Origin of the sequence: Aequorivita sp. 609, from assembly GCF_014212065.1 — a bacterium.
Taxonomy (GTDB): Bacteria; Bacteroidota; Bacteroidia; order Flavobacteriales; family Flavobacteriaceae; genus Aequorivita; species Aequorivita sinensis.
In genome coordinates this window covers 20,487-38,322 of record NZ_JACJVM010000014.1, presented here as the reverse complement: position 1 = coordinate 38,322, position 17,836 = coordinate 20,487, and the positions used below count along the sequence as shown (strand labels likewise).

The following is a 17,836-nucleotide window of genomic DNA, read 5'->3' as shown; positions in this document are numbered from 1 at the left end:
TATAGTGGGTTAGCCCCTAAAATTAATAAAAATTTCTACTTAAGCTTTATAGAAGAGGTAATTAGTTTGGCGGTGTTTTCACTAGCACCTCTCCCGCCAAGAGTTTTTTCAAGTTCATAATAGTCCAAAAACATCACATTTCGTTTTTTTGGCTCTAATATTTTAGTGAGTTCTTCTTTTAAACGTTTGGTATTAAAGTCGGTTTGAATTAATTCTGTAACAACTTCTCTGTCTAGAATTAGGTTTACTAACGAAATGTATTTAAGGTTTATTACACGCTTTGCAATTTCGTAGGAAATTCTTCCACCTTTATAGCAAACTACCTGAGGTACTTTAAATAGTGCTGTCTCTAACGTTGCTGTTCCAGAGGTTACTAATGCTGCATTTGCAATACTTAAAAGTTCGTAGGTTTTGTTGGTGATAAAATGAACATTCTTAGTGGTTAAGAACGATTCATAAAACGATTTTTCCTGACTTGGAGCTCCGGCAATAACAAATTGATACTCTTTAAAATCTTTAGCCACAGAAATCATTATTTCCAGCATTTTGGTGATTTCTTGCTTTCTGCTTCCCGGTAATAGTGCAATTATAGGGCGTTCGTCAAGTTTATTTTCTTTTTTAAAGGCTTGAGGGTCAATTTGTTTTTGATTGTAAATTGCATCAATAAGAGGATGACCTACAAAATGAACTGGAAAATTGTGTTTGTTTTCGTAGAAATCTTTTTCAAAAGGAAGAATAACATACATTTCATCAACATCGCGTTTAATGTCTTTAATTCGCCCTTCTTTCCAAGCCCAAATTTGGGGTGAAATATAATAATGTGTTTTGTAGCCTTTTTGCCTTGCCCATTTTGCTATTCGAAGATTAAAACCAGGATAGTCAATAAAAATTATAACATCAGGATTAAAACTTTCAATGTCCTGTTTGCAGAATTTTATATTCTTCAGAATAGTTCGCAAATTCATTAACACTTCAGTAAACCCCATAAAAGCAAGGTCGCGATAGTGTTTTACTTCGGTCCCCCCAGTAGCCTTCATTAAATCCCCACCCCAAAAACGGAAATTCGCATCGGAATCCTCTTTTTGAATGGCTTTCATTAGGTTGGCACCGTGTAAATCTCCTGATGCTTCTCCTGCTATGAGGTAGTATTTCATTGTTTATAGGTTTGGCTGAATCTTTAAACTGTAAAAAGAAAAGTCGATTTTCCAATCACATTAGTTAAGATTCATCAATTTATTACATTCTGAATTAATATATCGAAAAATTGTGTTAGTGTCATTCCTGCTTCACGTACTTGTTTAGGAACAATACTTTCGGTGGATAGTCCTGGATTGGTATTGGTTTCTATAAAATAGGGTTTCCCTTTTTCTATAATAAACTCACTACGTGCAATACCTTTCATTTTTAGCAATTTGTATATGCGAACTGCTTCTTTTTTTACAACATCAGTTTCCTTATCTGAAATTCTAGCTGGGGTGATTTCTTGCGATTGGCCAAGATACTTGGCCTCATAGTCGAAAAATTCATTTTCACTTACAATTTCAGTGACTGGGAGCGCAATTATTTCATTGCCATCCTTATAAACTCCAACCGAAACTTCAACGCCAACCAAGGCGGTTTCGATGATTATCTCAGTGTCTTCTGAAAATGCCTTTTCTATAGCAGGTAAAATTCCGGACATTTCGTTTACTTTACTAATTCCGAAGCTAGAGCCAGAACGGTTCGGTTTTACAAAACAAGGTAGGCCGGTAATTCTAACAATTTCTTCTACGTTAATATCTGTTCCTTTATTAACGTAGTATGAGTTAGCACAAAGCACTCCAAAATTCTTTAAAACAGAAAGACAATCACGCTTGTTGAAACTAAGGGCGGCTTGATAATAATCTGCACTGGTATGTGGAATTCCAAGTAAGTCCCAATATGCTTGTAAATACCCATCTTCTCCAGGGGTACCGTGAATGGTGTTAAAAACAGCGTCAGGAACAATTGAAGTTTCTGAACCATTTTCAAAACTGAAATCAGCTTTATTTACAGGATATTTTGTGCCATTTTCGGCAACATAATACCATCCCGATTCCAAAATATGGATTGGATAAACGTTGTATTTATTTTTATCGAGTGACTCGCAAACCACTCCGCCACTTTTAATGGATATTTCAAATTCGCTTGAATATCCGCCCATGGCAACTGCAATATTATTTTTGCCCATAAAGAAAGATTACTATTCCACTAAAACCATTATCATAAAGGGTGGAAATCTACGTTTACAAAAGTATTAAAAAGTTAGTCTTGTATGTTATGCGAATCAAGTTATATCTATAAAAAGCTATTAAAAATTGATTTTGATTTCATTTCCCAATTAAATTTAATTTTAACCAAAAGATACTACCTTTGATTTTTATATTTTTGTGTCTTAACTAAGAAGCATATGACCTTTTTTCAGTTTTTGTTTACCAAAGCATTTGTCAAGCAGTTACTACTAGCAGTAGTGGTTTTAATAGCTTTGATATTCTTAACTTTATGGTGGTTGAAATTCACCACTAACCACAACGAAACTACCGAAGTTCCAAATCTTGCTAAAATGTCTTTAGATAAGGTTGAGGAAAAGTTAGACGAAATGAGTTTGCGTTACGAAATTTTAGACTCTGCAAATTACAACCCCGATTTTCCGAGGTATTCTGTAATTGAGCAAATACCTAAGCCTGGAAAATTTGTAAAAGAAAACAGGAAATTATACTTAACACTTAATCCCTCAGGATATAGAAAAATTGAAGTTCCAAACATTTTAGGAAGAACCCGTCGTCAAGCAGAACCTACACTCTTAGCAATGGGTTTTGAAATTGGTAAGATTAGCTATCGTCCACATATTAGTGATAACGTTTTGGAAATGCGTTTTAACGGTGAGAAATTAGAGCCAGGTACTAAAATTCAAAAAACATCTGTGATAGATTTAATAGTCGGAGATCAATCATTAAATAAAATCCAGACTGAAGGCGAAGAATCTTCTGAAGAAAATCAAGATACGCCAATAGAAAACATAGAAGAAAACAATGGCGAATTTTAACGAAGAAGAGATAGAAGAAAATGCAGGTAATGATGATCTTTATGAACATTACCGATTTAAAGCTGATAAAGGACAAAATCCATTAAGGGTAGATAAATACCTGATGAACCTTATTGAAAAGGCGACTCGAAACAAAATACAAAAAGCTGCAACTGCAGGAAACATCTATGTTAACGATGTACCTGTGAAATCTAATTACAAAGTAAAAGGAGGCGATATAGTTACTGTATTATTTGAACATCCTCCTTACGAGTTTTTATTAGTACCCGAAGATATTCCCATCGATATAGTTTATGAAGATGACGCTGTACTTGTAGTTAACAAAGAAGCAGGAATGGTAGTACATCCGGGACATGGAAATTATAGCGGAACGCTAATAAATGCTCTTACTTATCATTTTGAAAACCTCCCAAACAACAGTAGTAATCGCCCTGGTTTAGTACACAGAATAGATAAAGACACTAGCGGACTTTTAGTAGTTGCGAAAACTGAAGAAGCTATGACACATCTAGCAAAGCAGTTTTTTGATAAAACTACAGAGCGAGAGTATGTTGCTTTGGTTTGGGGTAATGTTGAAGAAGACGAAGGAACTATTGAGGGAAATATAGGGCGTCACCCTAAAAACCGTTTGCAAAATACAGTTTACGAAAATGACGACGAAGAAAAAGGAAAACCAGCTGTTACACATTATAAAGTATTAGAACGTTTAGGTTATGTTACTTTGGTTTCTTGTAGATTAGAAACTGGACGTACACACCAAATAAGAGTGCATATGAAGTACATTGGGCACACACTTTTTAATGATGAACGTTACGGAGGTGAGAAAATATTAAAGGGCACTACATTTTCTAAATATAAGCAATTTGTAGATAACTGTTTTAAAATTCTACCACGTCAAGCCTTACACGCACGAACGCTAGGGTTTGTACACCCAGTTACTGAAGAATTTATGCGTTTTGAGACTCCTATTCCTGAAGACATGGATTTGTGCCTAGAGAAATGGCGCAGCTATTCTAAGAACGTTATAGAGTAGTTTTGAAAGATTAAATTATTCATACAAATAGAACAAGTCCCTTTTCAGCTAATGAAAAGGGACTTGTTTTTATAGGTGTATTTTAATTGATTATTTCTTCATCCACTTTGCAGTAGAAGTGCTTTTGCCATCAGAAACTTTAACGAAATACAAGCCATTATTAAGGTGTTTTAAATTGTATGTTGAGGTTTTTTCTAGATTTCCTTTTTTAGAGAAAACCAATTTCCCGTCAATGCTGTAAACATTTACTTCAGCATTCTGAATAGCAGTAGGAATTGTAAAACTTAAAATTCCTTCTGAAGGATTAGGGAAAACTGAAATTTGTGAAACGGAACTAAAAGTAGAGACTCCAGCAGTGTCATCTAACTTCACTAATCCATCTCGAGTGTTATTTCCTTTGTAACCATTCCTTTTTATGCTTTCAGGATTGTATGGTACATTTAAACTATAAACACTAACAAAAGTTGAATCTACACCACTTCCAAAAGTTTGTGTGTAACTGTTCGCAGTTAAATCTAGTTGTCCGTCATTGTCAACATCTCCTAGAACAACTCCGTTTAGAAAAGTAAATCCTCTTGGTCTTATTGGGAAGCCATCAACTTCACCACTTCCATCCAGAGAGTAGGCGTGAATGTATCCAATACCATCTGCATCAGTCATGGTGCTTGGGAAAACAATGTCTAATACACCATCGTTATTTACATCTGCAATAGAAAGTACACCTTCAGTACCTCCATATTTCTCAAATGGGAAATTAGGCAGGTTGCCGCCGTCTGGGTCTAAGCCATAGATTACTGGTAATTCTTCTCCAGGGGTACCACTTGAAATTCTATCAGATAAAAATATTTCAAATGTACCATCGTTATCTACGTCAAGAACTGTTGCTGGAGAATATGTCCATCCGCTAAGTGTAATTGGCCAACCCGCTTTATAGGATCCGTCGTGCTCCATAACGTAAAAACCAGGTGAGTCTCCGTGATTACTGCCAATTATTTCTAAATCATCATCCTCATCCAGGTCAGCTAGAATAGGAGATTGGTAAGAGTATTTTACATTTGGATCTACAACAGGGAAACCTGGAAATATTTGACCTTGATTGTCAAAAATGTACATTCCGCCTGAGGAAGCAGAAATTACTACATCAAGATTTCCATTATTGTCTACGTCTCCAATTGAAGGTGTAAAACCAGGAGTAGCTCCAACTTCAACTGGCCAATTTGCGTTAATTGGCGTTCCGTCCATTTTAAGTGCGTGAATTTTCCCCAAAGTGCTACTTACACGTTCACACGTAATAATATCTAGAGTACCATCATCATTAAGATCTGCAACGGCAGGTGCGTTTATCATCCAATTATTATCAAAATTCAATGGCCAACCAGGAAGATCGTTTCCTTCATTATCTAACAAATAAACTCGACCAGCAAATGGAATACCTCCTGTGTTTACAATGATTTCAACGGTGCCATCATTATCTAAATCTACTACTGTAGGGGGTAGTAAAATGCTGCCGCTTATAGGTTTTTCCCACAAAACCGATCCGTCACCTTTTAGGACATATAATGTGTCCCAAAATCCGTATATTATTTCTTCCACCCCGTCATTATCAACGTCTGCAAGAGTAACACCTCTTGAGTTTTTAAATGTTGGATTAGCTGCTTGGCCAAATCGCCAGAGTAAATCAAATTCTTGGGTTTGTTCAGTATTGTTGTGTTTTTCTGGAAGTATAACTGTTTCTACCGAAATCGTTCCATCTTCATTTAAAGATGCCTTTTTCCCTTGCTGTTGAGCAATAGATGTTGAAACCAACCCTAAAAATAGCGTTGATAATAGTACTAGTCTTTTCTTCATATGATGTTCTTTAGTGATTAGATTTTAAAGTTATTGATAAATGTTGGGTTTGCAAAAAAGCAAAAAATTAATTAGTGAACTTATCTATATATTTTTCACACACAGCACCTTCCTCGCCCTCCGGGCACATCCCGAAACAAGTTCGGGACAAGCTCTCCCTTTCAGGGCGGGGAATTTTTTTTCACTTGCGTACTTTAATAATATCATTTACAAAACGTTCCTTCCCCTTCTGTTTTTTTTAATAAAATGTTCTAGGTTTCTTCTAGGGGAAGGTGTCTTTTGGTATTTTGCCAAAAGACGGAAGGGGTGGAGACTAGATTGTTTTTATTTTTTTTTAACGTTTCCCACCCCGCCCATTGGGCAGCTATTCCTTTCAGATTGGGGAGTTTTTCTCATACTTGCGTACACGAATAATTTTTTCAAACAAACAGTTCCTTCCCCTTCTATATATTTTTAATGAAATGTTCTAGGTTTCTTGTAGGGGAAGGTGTCTTTTGGTGTTTTACCAAAAGACGGAAGGGGTGGAGACTAGATTGTTTTTATTTTTTTTAATTTTTCCCACCCCGCCCCATTGGGCAGCTATCCCTTGTAGTTTGGAGAGTTTTACTCATACATTCATACACGAATAATAATTTTTTATATAAACAGTTCCTTCCCCTTCTGTTTTTTTAATAAAATGTTCTAAGTTTCTTCTAGGTGAAGGTGTCTTTTGGTATTTTGCCAAAAGACGGAAGGGGTGGAGACTAGATTGTTTTTATTTTTTTTAATTTTTCCCACCCCGCCCATTGGGCAGCTATTCCTTTCAGTTTGGGGAGTTTTACTCATACTTTCATATACGAATAATAATTTTTTATATAAACAGTTCCTTCCCCTTCTGTTTTTTTTAATAAAATGTTCTAGGTTTCTTGTAGGGGAAGGTGTCTTTTTACTTTTGCGTAAAAAGACGGAAGGGGTGGAGACTAGATTGTTTTTATTTTTTTTTAATGTTTCCCACCCCGCATATTGGGCAGCTATTCCTTTCAGTTTGGGGAGTTTTACTCATACTTTCATACACGAATAATAATTTTTTATATAAACAGCTCCTTCCCCTTCTATATATTTTTAATGAAATCTTCTAAGTTTTTTCCAGGGGAAGGTGTCTTTTGGTGTTTTACCAAAAGACGGAAGGGGTCTTATTTTCAACTTGGCCATTCCTAATAAAAAGTTAAATTTTAATGATTGCAACTCTTTTCAAAGGGATTTCCGCAGTTAAAATGGTTAATCTACTATATTTACAAGCTGAAAATTTTGTGTGATAACAAGATCATTTTTCAATTCATATTTAATCAATAATTACATTCACTAATGAAAAAATTAATTCTTTCTTTATTTATCGCAATTTTCGTTTTGCCGGTACAAGCAAATGAAGGTATGTGGTTCTTAATGCACATTGAACGGTTGAATTACCGTGATATGCAAAAAATGGGGCTTCAACTTACACCTGAAGAAATATACAGTATAAACAACTCTAGTATAAAAGATGCTATTGTTCAATTTAACCGTGGTTGTACTGCTGAAATAATTTCTGATAAAGGTCTTGTGTTGACTAACCACCACTGTGGGTATAGCCAAATTGCTGAGCTATCTACTGCTGAAAACGATTATTTAACAAATGGATATTGGGCAGCAAACCACAAAGAGGAATTAAAGCCTAAGAGTCTTTCTGTTCGTTTCTTTGTAAGAATGGACGATGTTTCTAAACGTATTTTAAGTAAGGTTAACGATAAAATGACCGAACTTGAACGCGAAGCAGCAATCAATAAAGAAATTGCATTAATCGAACAAGAGAATAACGAAGGTGGAAAATATACCGTTTCTGTTAAATCATTTTATGAAGGAAATGAATTTTACTACTTCGTTTACCAAGATTATAACGATGTTCGTTTAGTTGGAACACCTCCTGCTAGTATAGGAAAGTTTGGTGGAGACACCGATAACTGGGAATGGCCAAGACACACAGGTGACTTCTCTCTTTTTAGAGTTTATGCGGATAAAGATGGTAACCCAGCAGAGTATTCTGAAGATAATGTTCCTTTAAAGCCAAAACATCACCTAACTACAAGTATCAAAGGATTTGAAGAAAACGACTTTGCTATGATTCTTGGATACCCAGGTCGTACAAACCGTTGGATGCCTGCGGGTGGTATTGAGCAAAACGTAGAATATGCTTACCCTGCTTGGGTTGAGGCTTCAAAAACATCTATGGATGTAATGAAGGACTATATGGACCGCGATCAGCAAGTAAAATTAGACTATGCATCTAGCTATGCGTCTATTGCTAACTATTGGAAAAACCGTCAAGGGATGATTGATGCTTTAAAACATCACAAAACTGCTGAAACTAAGCGTGAAACTGAAGCGAAATTTCAGAAATGGGCTTCTAAAAAAGCTAATAAAAAATATGCTAATGTAATTCCAACTATAAATGATTACTACGCAAAAACAAATGAAGCAAGTAGTCATAATAATTACTTAGGCTTATTGTTAAGAACAAGAATGGCTACACTTCCTTACCGTTTAGGAACTGCTATTGAATATTACATCGAGCAAAATGATGCAAAAAGAGCAGAGTTAAAGCCAAAATTGGAAGCAGAAATTAATAATCTTTACGACGGACTTTACCTTCCATTAGAAAGAGATGTGTTGGCTGCTCAGTTTAAACTATACTCTACTAAAGCTACAAACATCGCTCCGATGATAGCTGACATTGCTACAGAAGCTAATAAAACCGAAGATGGGTGGAAGGAGTATTTAAACAATGCACTACAAAACAGTGTTTTTGAATCTAAAGAAAAGCTGCAAGGCTTCATGGCTAACCCAGATGCTGAGGTTCTTAAAAATGATCCACTATACCAACTTTCTGTTGATTTGTTAAAGCGTTACCGTTTCAAGTCGGAAGAAGAAACTCAATTAGGTCACGATTTCGACCGTGCATTTAGATTGATGGTTCAGGGAATGAGAGATCAAAATCCTGATGAGAAATACTACCCAGATGCGAACAGTACTTTGCGTTTAACGTACGGGAAAGTTATTTCATTGCCAGAAGATAAGCGTAACGACGCTAACAAAAACTACTATACTACTTTAAAAGGAACAGTAGCTAAGTATCAGCCTGGTGATGATGAGTTTGATATGCCTAAGGAGCTAATCGACCTTTATGAAAAGAGAGATTTTGGTCAGTATGCAGATAAGGATGGATACCTTCCAGTAAACTTCTTAACTGATAATGATATTACAGGTGGTAATTCTGGTTCTCCTGTTCTTAACGGAAAAGGTGAGTTAATTGGTCTTGCATTTGACGGTAATATTGAGGCAATGGCTGGAGATGTTATTTTTGACGACCAATTACAACGAACTATTAATGTAGATATACGTTATGTACTATTTATTATAGACAAATTAGCTGGTGCAACTCACCTTATTGATGAAATGACAATAGCTAAATAAGTAAACTTTTAATTTTTACTGAAGCCCACAAGTCTTATAATAAGATTTGTGGGCTTTTTTATTTCTAATGTTTATTATAAAAAGATTAACCATCAACACTAAAGTTCTTTACTACTTTTACCGCCAAATAATATGTGAATGAAAAACTTTAAATTTCTGTTGATCTTTCTTACTCTAGCATTATTTACTGCTTGTAAAAACGAGTACGCCGAGTTTTCTAAAAAGCCTGACTACATTTCAAAGCCTAGTAAAAAACACAAAGCATATTTTGAGGCTTACGATGAAACTATGAAGCAATGGGGTGTTGATTATCAAGAGCTTTATATAACCACCTCTCACGGTATAGCGCATGTGGTAGTAAGCGGAAATAGAAAAGCAACTCCAGTTGTTTTGCTACACGGAATGAATGCTAGTTCTACTATGTGGTATCCCAATGCTAAAGCTTTGGTGAAAGATTATAGAATATTCGCAATCGATCTATTGTCTGAGCCAGGAAAATCTTATAAAACAGCCGATTTTAATAATATAGATGAAATTACTAAGTGGTATCAAGAGGTTTTATGGGCGCTAAAATTAGATTCTTTTCATCTTATTGGCGCTTCAAGAGGAGGTTGGTTTGCCGTTGATTTGGCAACGAAAAGTAAAAGAGATATTAAAAGCCTTGTTTTGTTAAGTCCTGCACAAACTTTTATGTGGATTCCGCCTAGTACCGATTTAATTAAAAATATAATCAATGCACTTTCTTCTGATGAAAAGAAGTTAGAAAGAGAGCTTGAAACGATGTCAAGCAACGTAAACGCAATAAATAAGAGTTATTTAAAACAATATAGAATTGGAGTGAAAAATGATACTCTTCCTAAGTTTATGATGCAAATGACGCCATTTCCAAATAAAAGTTTACAAACCTTAAAGATGCCTACACTTGTATTGATTGGTGATGATGATGTAATTAACGGCAAAAAAACTCTTGGTATTGTAAAAAGAAATATATCAAGCAGTCACGCCGAAGTCGTTCCAAATGCAGGCCACTTTGTATCGGTGGACCAAGCTGAAGTAGTTAATAAGAAAATTTTAAACTTTCTCAATAACGTTGATAAAGCTGAGTAGGAGTTAACCAGAAGTCTTCATTAAAGTTAATTGTTTCTATTTATAGTATTTAGGCGATTTTTATCTTTTTGAAGATTCGTTATTTCTTATTATTTCTTCAAAGAAAATCTAGTTGTCACTGCTTTACTATTAATAGAACTTTTATTCAATTTCAAAATATACAGAAGTATTTGAAGGGCTATCTTTGCGCAAAAGTGAAATAGGAAAATGCACGACAAACCAGTAAAAGAAATGCGTAGAAATTGGGTGTTATTTGCACTCATGATTACTATGATGCTAGCTGCAATGGATAATACTATTGTTGCTACAGCCATTCCTCAAATAGTTGGTGATCTTGGTGGCTTTTCACTTTTTAGTTGGTTGTTTTCAATCTATTTACTTGTTCAAACGGTTACTATTCCCATTTATGGAAAGTTAGCAGATATCTATGGACGGAAACCAATACTCATTTTGGGAATTTTAATATTTCTTCTCGGTTCTGCTGCCTGTGCTGCCGCTTGGAATATGCATTCATTAATTTTTTTTAGAGGGTTACAAGCTGTTGGAGCTGGGGCAATAATGGCTACTGTAAATACCATAGCAGGAGATATTTATACTATTCAAGAACGCGCTAAAATTCAAGGTTGGTTGTCTAGTGTTTGGGGTGTTTCTGCAATAATGGGACCTGCAGTGGGTGGAGCTTTGGCAGATTATGCATCGTGGCGATGGATATTTCTAATTAACCTTCCTATCGGTGCTGGGGCAATAGCATTAATAATCATTTATCTTCACGAGAAAAAACCTAACAACCTCCACAAAATAGATTGGGCAGGTGCCTTGGCGATGTTAGTAACAGGAACGGTTATTATGTTTGGTTTACTACAAGGCGGTCAGTCTTGGCCTTGGTTATCCCTTAATACTTTGGGAATTTTATTCCTTGCAGTTTTATTGATATACATAACAATACGAATAGAACGAAGAGCAGTAGAACCAATTTTACCAGCATGGGTATGGAAAAAGAAAGTTATCCTAAGGGCTAATTTGGCAACCATAGGAATGGGGATTGCTACAATGGGGCCAAGTATGTATTTACCTGTTTTTGCGCAATCAGTTTCCGGGGTAGGTGCTATGGCGGCTGGGTTTATTTTGGCAAGTATGAGTATTACTTGGCCATTGTCTTCGTCCTTATCAGGAAAGCTTTATCTGCGCGTAGGATTCAGAAACACTGCTCTTTGTGGAATTATAATAGTTATAATAGGTGCTGCAAGTTTCCTGCTAATTCCTTTTCCAGGGCCAGTGTGGAGCTTAGTTGCAATTCAAATGACATTAGGGGCAGGTTTTGGATTAATTACTACCCCACTTTTGGTTGGAGTGCAGTCTACTGTGGTATGGGGGCAAAGAGGAGTTGTAACGGGTACTAATATATTTTCGCGTTATTTTGGGCAGAGTATAGGTGCAGCTGTATTTGCGGCTGTCTTTAACGCTACAATATCCGATAAGTTGCAAAACGCTCCAGATGTTTTACAAGGAAAACTGCCAGGAGTAAATAAAATGGTTGAGGTGTTACAAACTCATACTTCTGTTTCAGAAGTAAGTCTTTATTTAAGAGAATCTTTCTTTTATGCTACTAATAATGTTTATCTAAGTATGGTAGTTGCGGGATTAGTTACTTTAATTATTCTACTCTTAACCCCAGCTAAATTTCCTTCACTAAAAGAATAAAAACTAATTTTTTACTTCTTTTAATTTTAAAATCCACACTTCGTTAATGTTGTGTTAATGACTTATGTCATAGTTTCTTACGTTTATATTGGTTATGTTAGTATTTATGAGTTTTAATTAGATTCTTATTAAACCTACACGAAATTTAAAGCTGAATTTTTGTGATTTGAAATAGTATTAACTTAAAAAATATATAATATGAACATAACATTGAAAAAACTAAAAGACATTCGTTCTGAAAATTGTATCACAATTATTGCAACTACGCATAGAACAAAACCAGATTATTTAAATGATGGATTACGTTTAAAAAATCTTATAAAAGAAGCTGAAGATAGGTTAATGGCAGACACTACAAAGCGAAATGCTACAGGTTTGATAGAGAAACTAAACAACCTAGCTTCGTCTATCGACCATAGTAAGAATTTAGAAAGTCTGTTGCTGTTTGTAAATGATGATATTGCTGAGTTTACTCGTTTACCGATAAAAGTTGAAGATCGCGTAATAATAGACGACACTTTTGCTACTCGTGATTTAATTAGGGCTATGCACTTAGAAACTCATTACTATATCTTGGTTTTAAGTCAGGAGAAAACTAGACTTCTTGAAGTGATGAATGACAAAGTTATTCAGGAGGTCGGAAATCCATTCCCTTATGAAAACACCCAGTTCTTCTCAAAAAATAGGGCTGCCGCTGCAATAGCTTCCAAACAAACAAGTTTGATTGCTGAATACTTTAACCAAGCGGATAAATTGGTGAACGAGATACGAAAAGAAAACCCACTACCAGTTCTAATTTGTGGGCTAGAAGAAAACCATAATGAATACCTAAAGATTGCCGATAATAAGACTAGTATTTTTGAGGTGTATCTTAATAAGAATATGATTAATGAGCCTGCTCATACTATAGTAGAAGAAAGTTGGGAAGTTGTAAAAGAATATATCGTTCAAAAAAATAATGCGAGAAAGGAAGATTTGAAGAAGGCAGTTGGGCAGAATAAATTTTTGAGTGATACGAATGAAATTTGGCGAGCAATTTCTGAAGGGAAAATTCAAACACTATTTATCGAACAAGGTTTGTTCCAACCTGCAGTTATGAAGGATGATGAAATAGTATATGTTTCGGAGGAGAAGAGAAACGATAAGGGAGTGATAGACGATATTTATGACGAAATGATTGAAGCCAATATGGACTTCGGTGGGGATGTGGTTTTCCTTCCTAAAGGGGAATTATCAAAGTTTAATGGATTTGGAGCGATAACACGTTATTAGTCTTTTAGTAGTTATTGTTTAATAGACCCGATTTGCTTTCAATTTAGAAAGTAAATCGGGTTTTTATTTTCATACAAAAGGAGAAATTTATTTACGTACTTGATGTCTTGCAGCCATGAGATAAGTTGATTTTACTGATATAGCTAGATGTAAAGTAAATTGGGCAATAATTATAAGAAGTTTAATGTCAACTTGCCTATTTTTGCTAAAATTTAAAAGAAAATTTTATGGCTTCAGGAATCTTCGCAATACTTGATGATATAGCAGTTTTACTTGATGATGTGGCAGTGATGAGTAAAGTTGCTGCAAAAAAAACAGCAGGCATATTAGGTGACGACCTAGCTGTGAATGCTGAGAAAGCTTCAGGTTTTGCTTCTTCTAGAGAAATTCCAGTTTTGTGGGCTATCACTAAAGGTTCTTTTATTAACAAGTTAATTATTCTTCCAATTGCATTCTTATTAAGTGCTTTTATACCGATTGCCGTTACAATTATTTTGCTACTCGGAGGGCTATATCTAGCTTATGAAGGAGCAGAAAAAATATATGAATTCATTTTTCCTCACGCTCATTCCAAAAAAGAGAAAGTGGACGTAGAGATGAGTGAAGCTGAAATATTAGCTTACGAAAATGAGCGTGTGAAATCTGCCATTATAACCGATTTTATTCTTTCGCTAGAAATTGTGATTATTGCATTAGGAACTGTTCTTACTCAGCCCCTTGCTACACAGATAATCGTTGTAAGTATTATTGCTTTATTGGCTACTGTAGGTGTTTATGGTATTGTTGCACTTATAGTGCGTATGGATGAAGTAGGGTTTAAGCTTATAAAAAGCAGCAAAGAAGGTAAAAGCTTTAAAAAATCGTTAGGGCTATTCTTAGTACAGGCATTACCAATTATAATTAAAAGTTTAAGTGTAATTGGAACTATTGCTTTATTATTGGTTGCTGGAGGGATTTTTGTTCATAATGTAGATTACTTTCACAGTTTCCTACCAACATTACCTTCTTTTGTAGGTGAATTTATTGTTGGCTTAATTATTGGCTTTATTTGCTTACTTATAGTAATAGGAGCGAAAAAGCTTTGGAAGGTTATCAAAGGAGATAAATAGCGCAAATTTTAATTTAAAGTATTTAAACATCTGAAATAAGTTTTTACTTCAGGATTATAACTATGAGATATATTTTCACTTTAATTTTATTAATAGGTTGTGCGATTAATGGCTTTGGTCAAACAATAACTATTAAGGAAGAAGAATCTAATGAGCCTATTGAATTAGTTACTCTTTCGAATGTAAAAATGAATTTATATACCACTACAAATGCCAAAGGACAAGCTGATATTTCAGCTTTTAAAAATATTGAAAAGATAGAGATTCGAACACTAGGATATAAATCTATAACTAAAAGCTACGCTGAATTAGAGTCTGAAAATTTTGAAATTTATTTAGAAATATCAAACTTCAACTTAGATGAGGTAGTTATATCTGGCTCGCGTTGGCGACAAAGTAGTGATGATGTAGCTTCCAAAATTATTTCTATTTCTGCTAAGGAAGTTGCGCTTCAAAACCCTCAAACAGCTGCAGATTTACTGAGTACTTCAGGAAAGGTTTTTGTGCAAAAGAGTCAGCAGGGAGGAGGAAGCCCTATAATTCGTGGTTTTGCTACTAGTCGTTTACTTTATTCTATAGATGGTGTACGAATGAATACCGCAATTTTTCGTTCTGGAAACCTTCAAAATGTTATAAGTTTAGACCCTTTTGCAATTGAAAATACCGAAGTGTTATTCGGTCCAGGTTCTGTAATTTACGGTAGTGATGCTATTGGTGGGGTAATGAGTTTTCAAACATTAACCCCAAAATTCACTTTCACTGATAAACCTTATATCACAGGGAAAGCAAGTGCTAGATATTCTTCAGCAAATAATGAAAAAACGGGACATTTAGATGTAAATTTAGGTTTTAAAAACTGGGCGTTCATTACAAGTTTTACTTCTTGGGATTACGATCATCTTCGTCAAGGGAGACACGGTCCAAACGATTATATAAAAGATTTCTATGTCCAGCGACAAGGAGATTCGGACATTATCATTAAGCAAGACGACGAATTACTCCAAATCCCTTCAGCTTATTCACAAGTCAATTTAATGCAGAAAATTCGCTTTAAACCAAATGATAAATGGGATTTTCAGTATGGATTTCACTATTCAGAAACTTCTCCATATGGCAGATACGACAGGCATAACCGCTTAAAAGATGGATTGCCAAGATATGCCGAGTGGGATTACGGGCCACAAATATGGATGATGAATAATTTAAATATTAACCATACCGCCAACAATGCAGTATTTGACCAAATGAGCATACGATTGGCGCATCAATGGTTTGAAGAGAGCAGGCTAAGTAGAAACTTCAATAAAACTTCTCGTAGCAATCAAGAAGAAGAAGTTAGCGCATATTCTGTAAACTTAGACTTTGTAAAAAGTACCAGCGATAATAACACCTTCTTTTATGGTGTGGAATACGTTATAGACGATGTGAATTCTAAAGGGAAAGCTAAAGATATTACTACAGGTATTACAGAGGCCGCTCCTTCAAGATACCCTGTTTCAACTTGGCAATCGTTAGCGGTTTACTTCACAGATGAATATAAAGTTTCTGAAGAATTTACTTTAAGTGCAGGAGCGCGTTACAATCATATTTTGTTGGATTCAGACTTTGATACAAGCTTTTACTCTTTTCCTTTTTCAAAAGCAAGTATCAGCAAAGGTGCACTTACTGGGAGTATAGGAGGTGTTTACAGACCAACTAAAACATTAGTATTAAGTACAAACTTGGGTACAGCATTTAGAGCTCCAAATGTGGATGATATCGGTAAAGTTTTCGATTCGGAACCAGGAAGTGTTGTTATTCCTAATCCCAACTTAAAACCAGAATATGCTTATAATGCAGATTTAGGGATTGCTAAAGTATTTGGCGATATTGTAAAACTTGATGTTACTGCATACTATACTTCACTTAAAAATGCATTAGTTCGAAGAGATTTTAAACTTAATGGCCGGGATAGTATAATTTATGAAGGAGAACTAAGTCAAGTGCAAGCAATTCAAAATGCTGCAGTTGCACATGTTTATGGAGTTCAGGCGGGAGTTGAATTAAAACTACCAAAAGGATTTGGATTTTCTACAGATATAAACTTTCAGAAAGGAGAAGAAGAATTAGATAACGGGAAAACTAGTCCCGCACGTCATTCTTCACCATTTTTTGGAGTATCACGCTTAAATTACAAGAAGAATAAATTGAGAATGGAGTTGAACGTGTTCTACCAAGGAAAACGCGATTTTGACGACTTACCTGAAGGAGAAAAAGGAAAAACTGAAATATACGCTTTAGATGAAAATGGCAATCCTTATGCCCCGTCTTGGTATACATTAAATTATAAAGCCCTTTATAAACTTTCACATACATTTGATATAAGTGGAGGGGTTGAAAACATTACAGATCAACGTTACCGTTCTTATAGTTCGGGAATTTCAGGGGCAGGACGAAATTTTATTTTATCGTTAACTGCTCACTTTTAATCGGTAATAATTGCTGTTTCTTTATTGATGAAGAAACATAGACGTATTTTATAATATGAATAGAAAAAAACACGCTGCCATATTGCGATCTACTAGGAAAATTCATCGTTTGATGGGGATTTTTCTTGCAGTGCTGTTTTTGATAATGGCTGTTACGGGGTTGTTATTGGGATGGAAGAAGCACAGTTACGGAATAATGCTTCCGAAATCGGAAAAAGGAATCTCCACAAATATTGAAGAATGGATGCCTTTAGATAAATTGCATAGCATAGCGACAAAAACTCTTCACGAAAATGTTGATTCTAACTTATCTTTAGAATTAGACCGGATTGATGCTAGACCGGACAAGGGAATGATGAAGTTCGTATTTGAAGAAGGTTATCACGAAATACAACTAGATGCCACTACTGGCGAAGTTTTAAGTGTAGACAGAAGAATATCCGACTTAATTGAAGAGATTCACGACGGTTCAATAGTTGACGATTGGTTGAATATAAAAAACGGAGCATTTAAAGTTTTTTATAACACCTTAATGGGACTTTCTTTATTCTTATTTGTTATTACCGGAGTTTGGCTTTGGGTTGGTCCTAAACTTATGAAAAGAGCTAAATAAGGGGCCATATAGAACTGAAAAAGGGCCTATCAAATTAATCGACATTGGCCCTTTTCATCATCAAACCAACTATTTAAAAAAAAACAAACTAATATTAATTTTATGAATCGCTAAAAAATTTAGCCTTTGAATTTT

12 protein-coding genes are annotated in these 17,836 nt (G+C 35.1%); 9 read left to right on the top strand and 3 right to left on the bottom strand.

The annotated features are described in order from the left end of the window. Window positions 1-35 precede the first annotated feature (35 nt). A complete protein-coding gene (gene lpxB, locus H4O20_RS06900) occupies window positions 36-1,154 on the bottom strand; it encodes a lipid-A-disaccharide synthase (RefSeq protein WP_185098719.1) in 1,119 nt (372 codons plus the stop codon). A 74-nt stretch (window positions 1,155-1,228) separates the two neighbouring features. Continuing rightward, window positions 1,229-2,209 carry a D-alanine--D-alanine ligase gene (locus tag H4O20_RS06895; RefSeq protein WP_185098718.1) on the bottom strand — a complete coding sequence of 327 codons (981 nt, stop codon included), beginning with the start codon at window positions 2,207-2,209 and terminating at the stop codon, window positions 1,229-1,231. A 219-nt stretch (window positions 2,210-2,428) separates the two neighbouring features. On the opposite strand from H4O20_RS06895, the gene H4O20_RS06890 reads away from it, so the two are divergent. Together H4O20_RS06890 and H4O20_RS06885 are read left to right on the top strand one after the other, a co-directional pair. After that, window positions 2,429-3,064, top strand: a complete 636-nt coding sequence (locus H4O20_RS06890) for a PASTA domain-containing protein (protein WP_139856663.1) — start codon at window positions 2,429-2,431, stop codon at window positions 3,062-3,064. Beyond that, the gene (locus H4O20_RS06885; RefSeq protein WP_139856662.1) at window positions 3,051-4,097 is read left to right on the top strand and encodes an RluA family pseudouridine synthase; all 1,047 of its coding nucleotides are present in this window, start codon (window positions 3,051-3,053) and stop codon (window positions 4,095-4,097) included. The genes H4O20_RS06890 and H4O20_RS06885 overlap by 14 nt, the downstream gene beginning before the upstream one ends. A 90-nt stretch (window positions 4,098-4,187) precedes the next feature. On the opposite strand, the gene H4O20_RS06880 is transcribed toward H4O20_RS06885, so the two are convergent. Continuing rightward, window positions 4,188-5,945: a T9SS type A sorting domain-containing protein gene (locus H4O20_RS06880; RefSeq protein WP_185098717.1), complete on the bottom strand. Its 1,758-nt coding sequence runs from the start codon at window positions 5,943-5,945 to the stop codon at window positions 4,188-4,190. A gap of 1,344 nt (window positions 5,946-7,289) precedes the next feature. Here H4O20_RS06880 and H4O20_RS06875 point away from each other — a divergent pair. From H4O20_RS06875 to H4O20_RS06845, 7 genes are all read left to right on the top strand, one after another. Continuing rightward, window positions 7,290-9,431 carry a S46 family peptidase gene (locus tag H4O20_RS06875; RefSeq protein ID WP_139856370.1) on the top strand — a complete coding sequence of 714 codons (2,142 nt, stop codon included), beginning with the start codon at window positions 7,290-7,292 and terminating at the stop codon, window positions 9,429-9,431. A 138-nt stretch (window positions 9,432-9,569) separates the two neighbouring features. Further along, a complete protein-coding gene (locus H4O20_RS06870; RefSeq protein WP_185098716.1) occupies window positions 9,570-10,538 on the top strand; it encodes an alpha/beta fold hydrolase in 969 nt (322 codons plus the stop codon). 207 nt (window positions 10,539-10,745) lie between these two features. Next, window positions 10,746-12,239, top strand: coding sequence for an MFS transporter (locus H4O20_RS06865; protein WP_185098715.1), 1,494 nt, complete (start codon window positions 10,746-10,748; stop codon window positions 12,237-12,239). 198 nt (window positions 12,240-12,437) lie between these two features. Continuing rightward, on the top strand, window positions 12,438-13,511 hold the full coding sequence (locus H4O20_RS06860; protein WP_185098714.1) for a hypothetical protein: 1,074 nt from the start codon (window positions 12,438-12,440) through the stop codon (window positions 13,509-13,511). Window positions 13,512-13,738: 227 nt separating this feature from the next. Next, entirely contained in the window at window positions 13,739-14,620 is an 882-nt protein-coding gene (locus H4O20_RS06855; RefSeq protein ID WP_185098713.1) for a DUF808 domain-containing protein, read from the top strand. A gap of 62 nt (window positions 14,621-14,682) precedes the next feature. Beyond that, window positions 14,683-17,088, top strand: a complete 2,406-nt coding sequence (locus H4O20_RS06850) for a TonB-dependent receptor (protein ID WP_185098712.1) — start codon at window positions 14,683-14,685, stop codon at window positions 17,086-17,088. A gap of 55 nt (window positions 17,089-17,143) precedes the next feature. After that, complete coding sequence (locus tag H4O20_RS06845; protein WP_139856365.1) at window positions 17,144-17,701, top strand: PepSY-associated TM helix domain-containing protein; 558 nt, start codon at window positions 17,144-17,146, stop codon at window positions 17,699-17,701. The last annotated feature ends 135 nt before the right edge of the window (window positions 17,702-17,836 follow it).

Coding starts and splice junctions, on each gene's coding strand:
- lpxB (WP_185098719.1), bottom strand. CDS start 1,154: ATGAAATACTACCTCATAGCAGGAGAAGCATCAGGAGATTTACACGGT.
- H4O20_RS06895 (WP_185098718.1), bottom strand. CDS start 2,209: ATGGGCAAAAATAATATTGCAGTTGCCATGGGCGGATATTCAAGCGAA.
- H4O20_RS06890 (WP_139856663.1), top strand. CDS start 2,429: ATGACCTTTTTTCAGTTTTTGTTTACCAAAGCATTTGTCAAGCAGTTA.
- H4O20_RS06885 (WP_139856662.1), top strand. CDS start 3,051: ATGGCGAATTTTAACGAAGAAGAGATAGAAGAAAATGCAGGTAATGAT.
- H4O20_RS06880 (WP_185098717.1), bottom strand. CDS start 5,945: ATGAAGAAAAGACTAGTACTATTATCAACGCTATTTTTAGGGTTGGTT.
- H4O20_RS06875 (WP_139856370.1), top strand. CDS start 7,290: ATGAAAAAATTAATTCTTTCTTTATTTATCGCAATTTTCGTTTTGCCG.
- H4O20_RS06870 (WP_185098716.1), top strand. CDS start 9,570: ATGAAAAACTTTAAATTTCTGTTGATCTTTCTTACTCTAGCATTATTT.
- H4O20_RS06865 (WP_185098715.1), top strand. CDS start 10,746: ATGCACGACAAACCAGTAAAAGAAATGCGTAGAAATTGGGTGTTATTT.
- H4O20_RS06860 (WP_185098714.1), top strand. CDS start 12,438: ATGAACATAACATTGAAAAAACTAAAAGACATTCGTTCTGAAAATTGT.
- H4O20_RS06855 (WP_185098713.1), top strand. CDS start 13,739: ATGGCTTCAGGAATCTTCGCAATACTTGATGATATAGCAGTTTTACTT.
- H4O20_RS06850 (WP_185098712.1), top strand. CDS start 14,683: ATGAGATATATTTTCACTTTAATTTTATTAATAGGTTGTGCGATTAAT.
- H4O20_RS06845 (WP_139856365.1), top strand. CDS start 17,144: ATGAATAGAAAAAAACACGCTGCCATATTGCGATCTACTAGGAAAATT.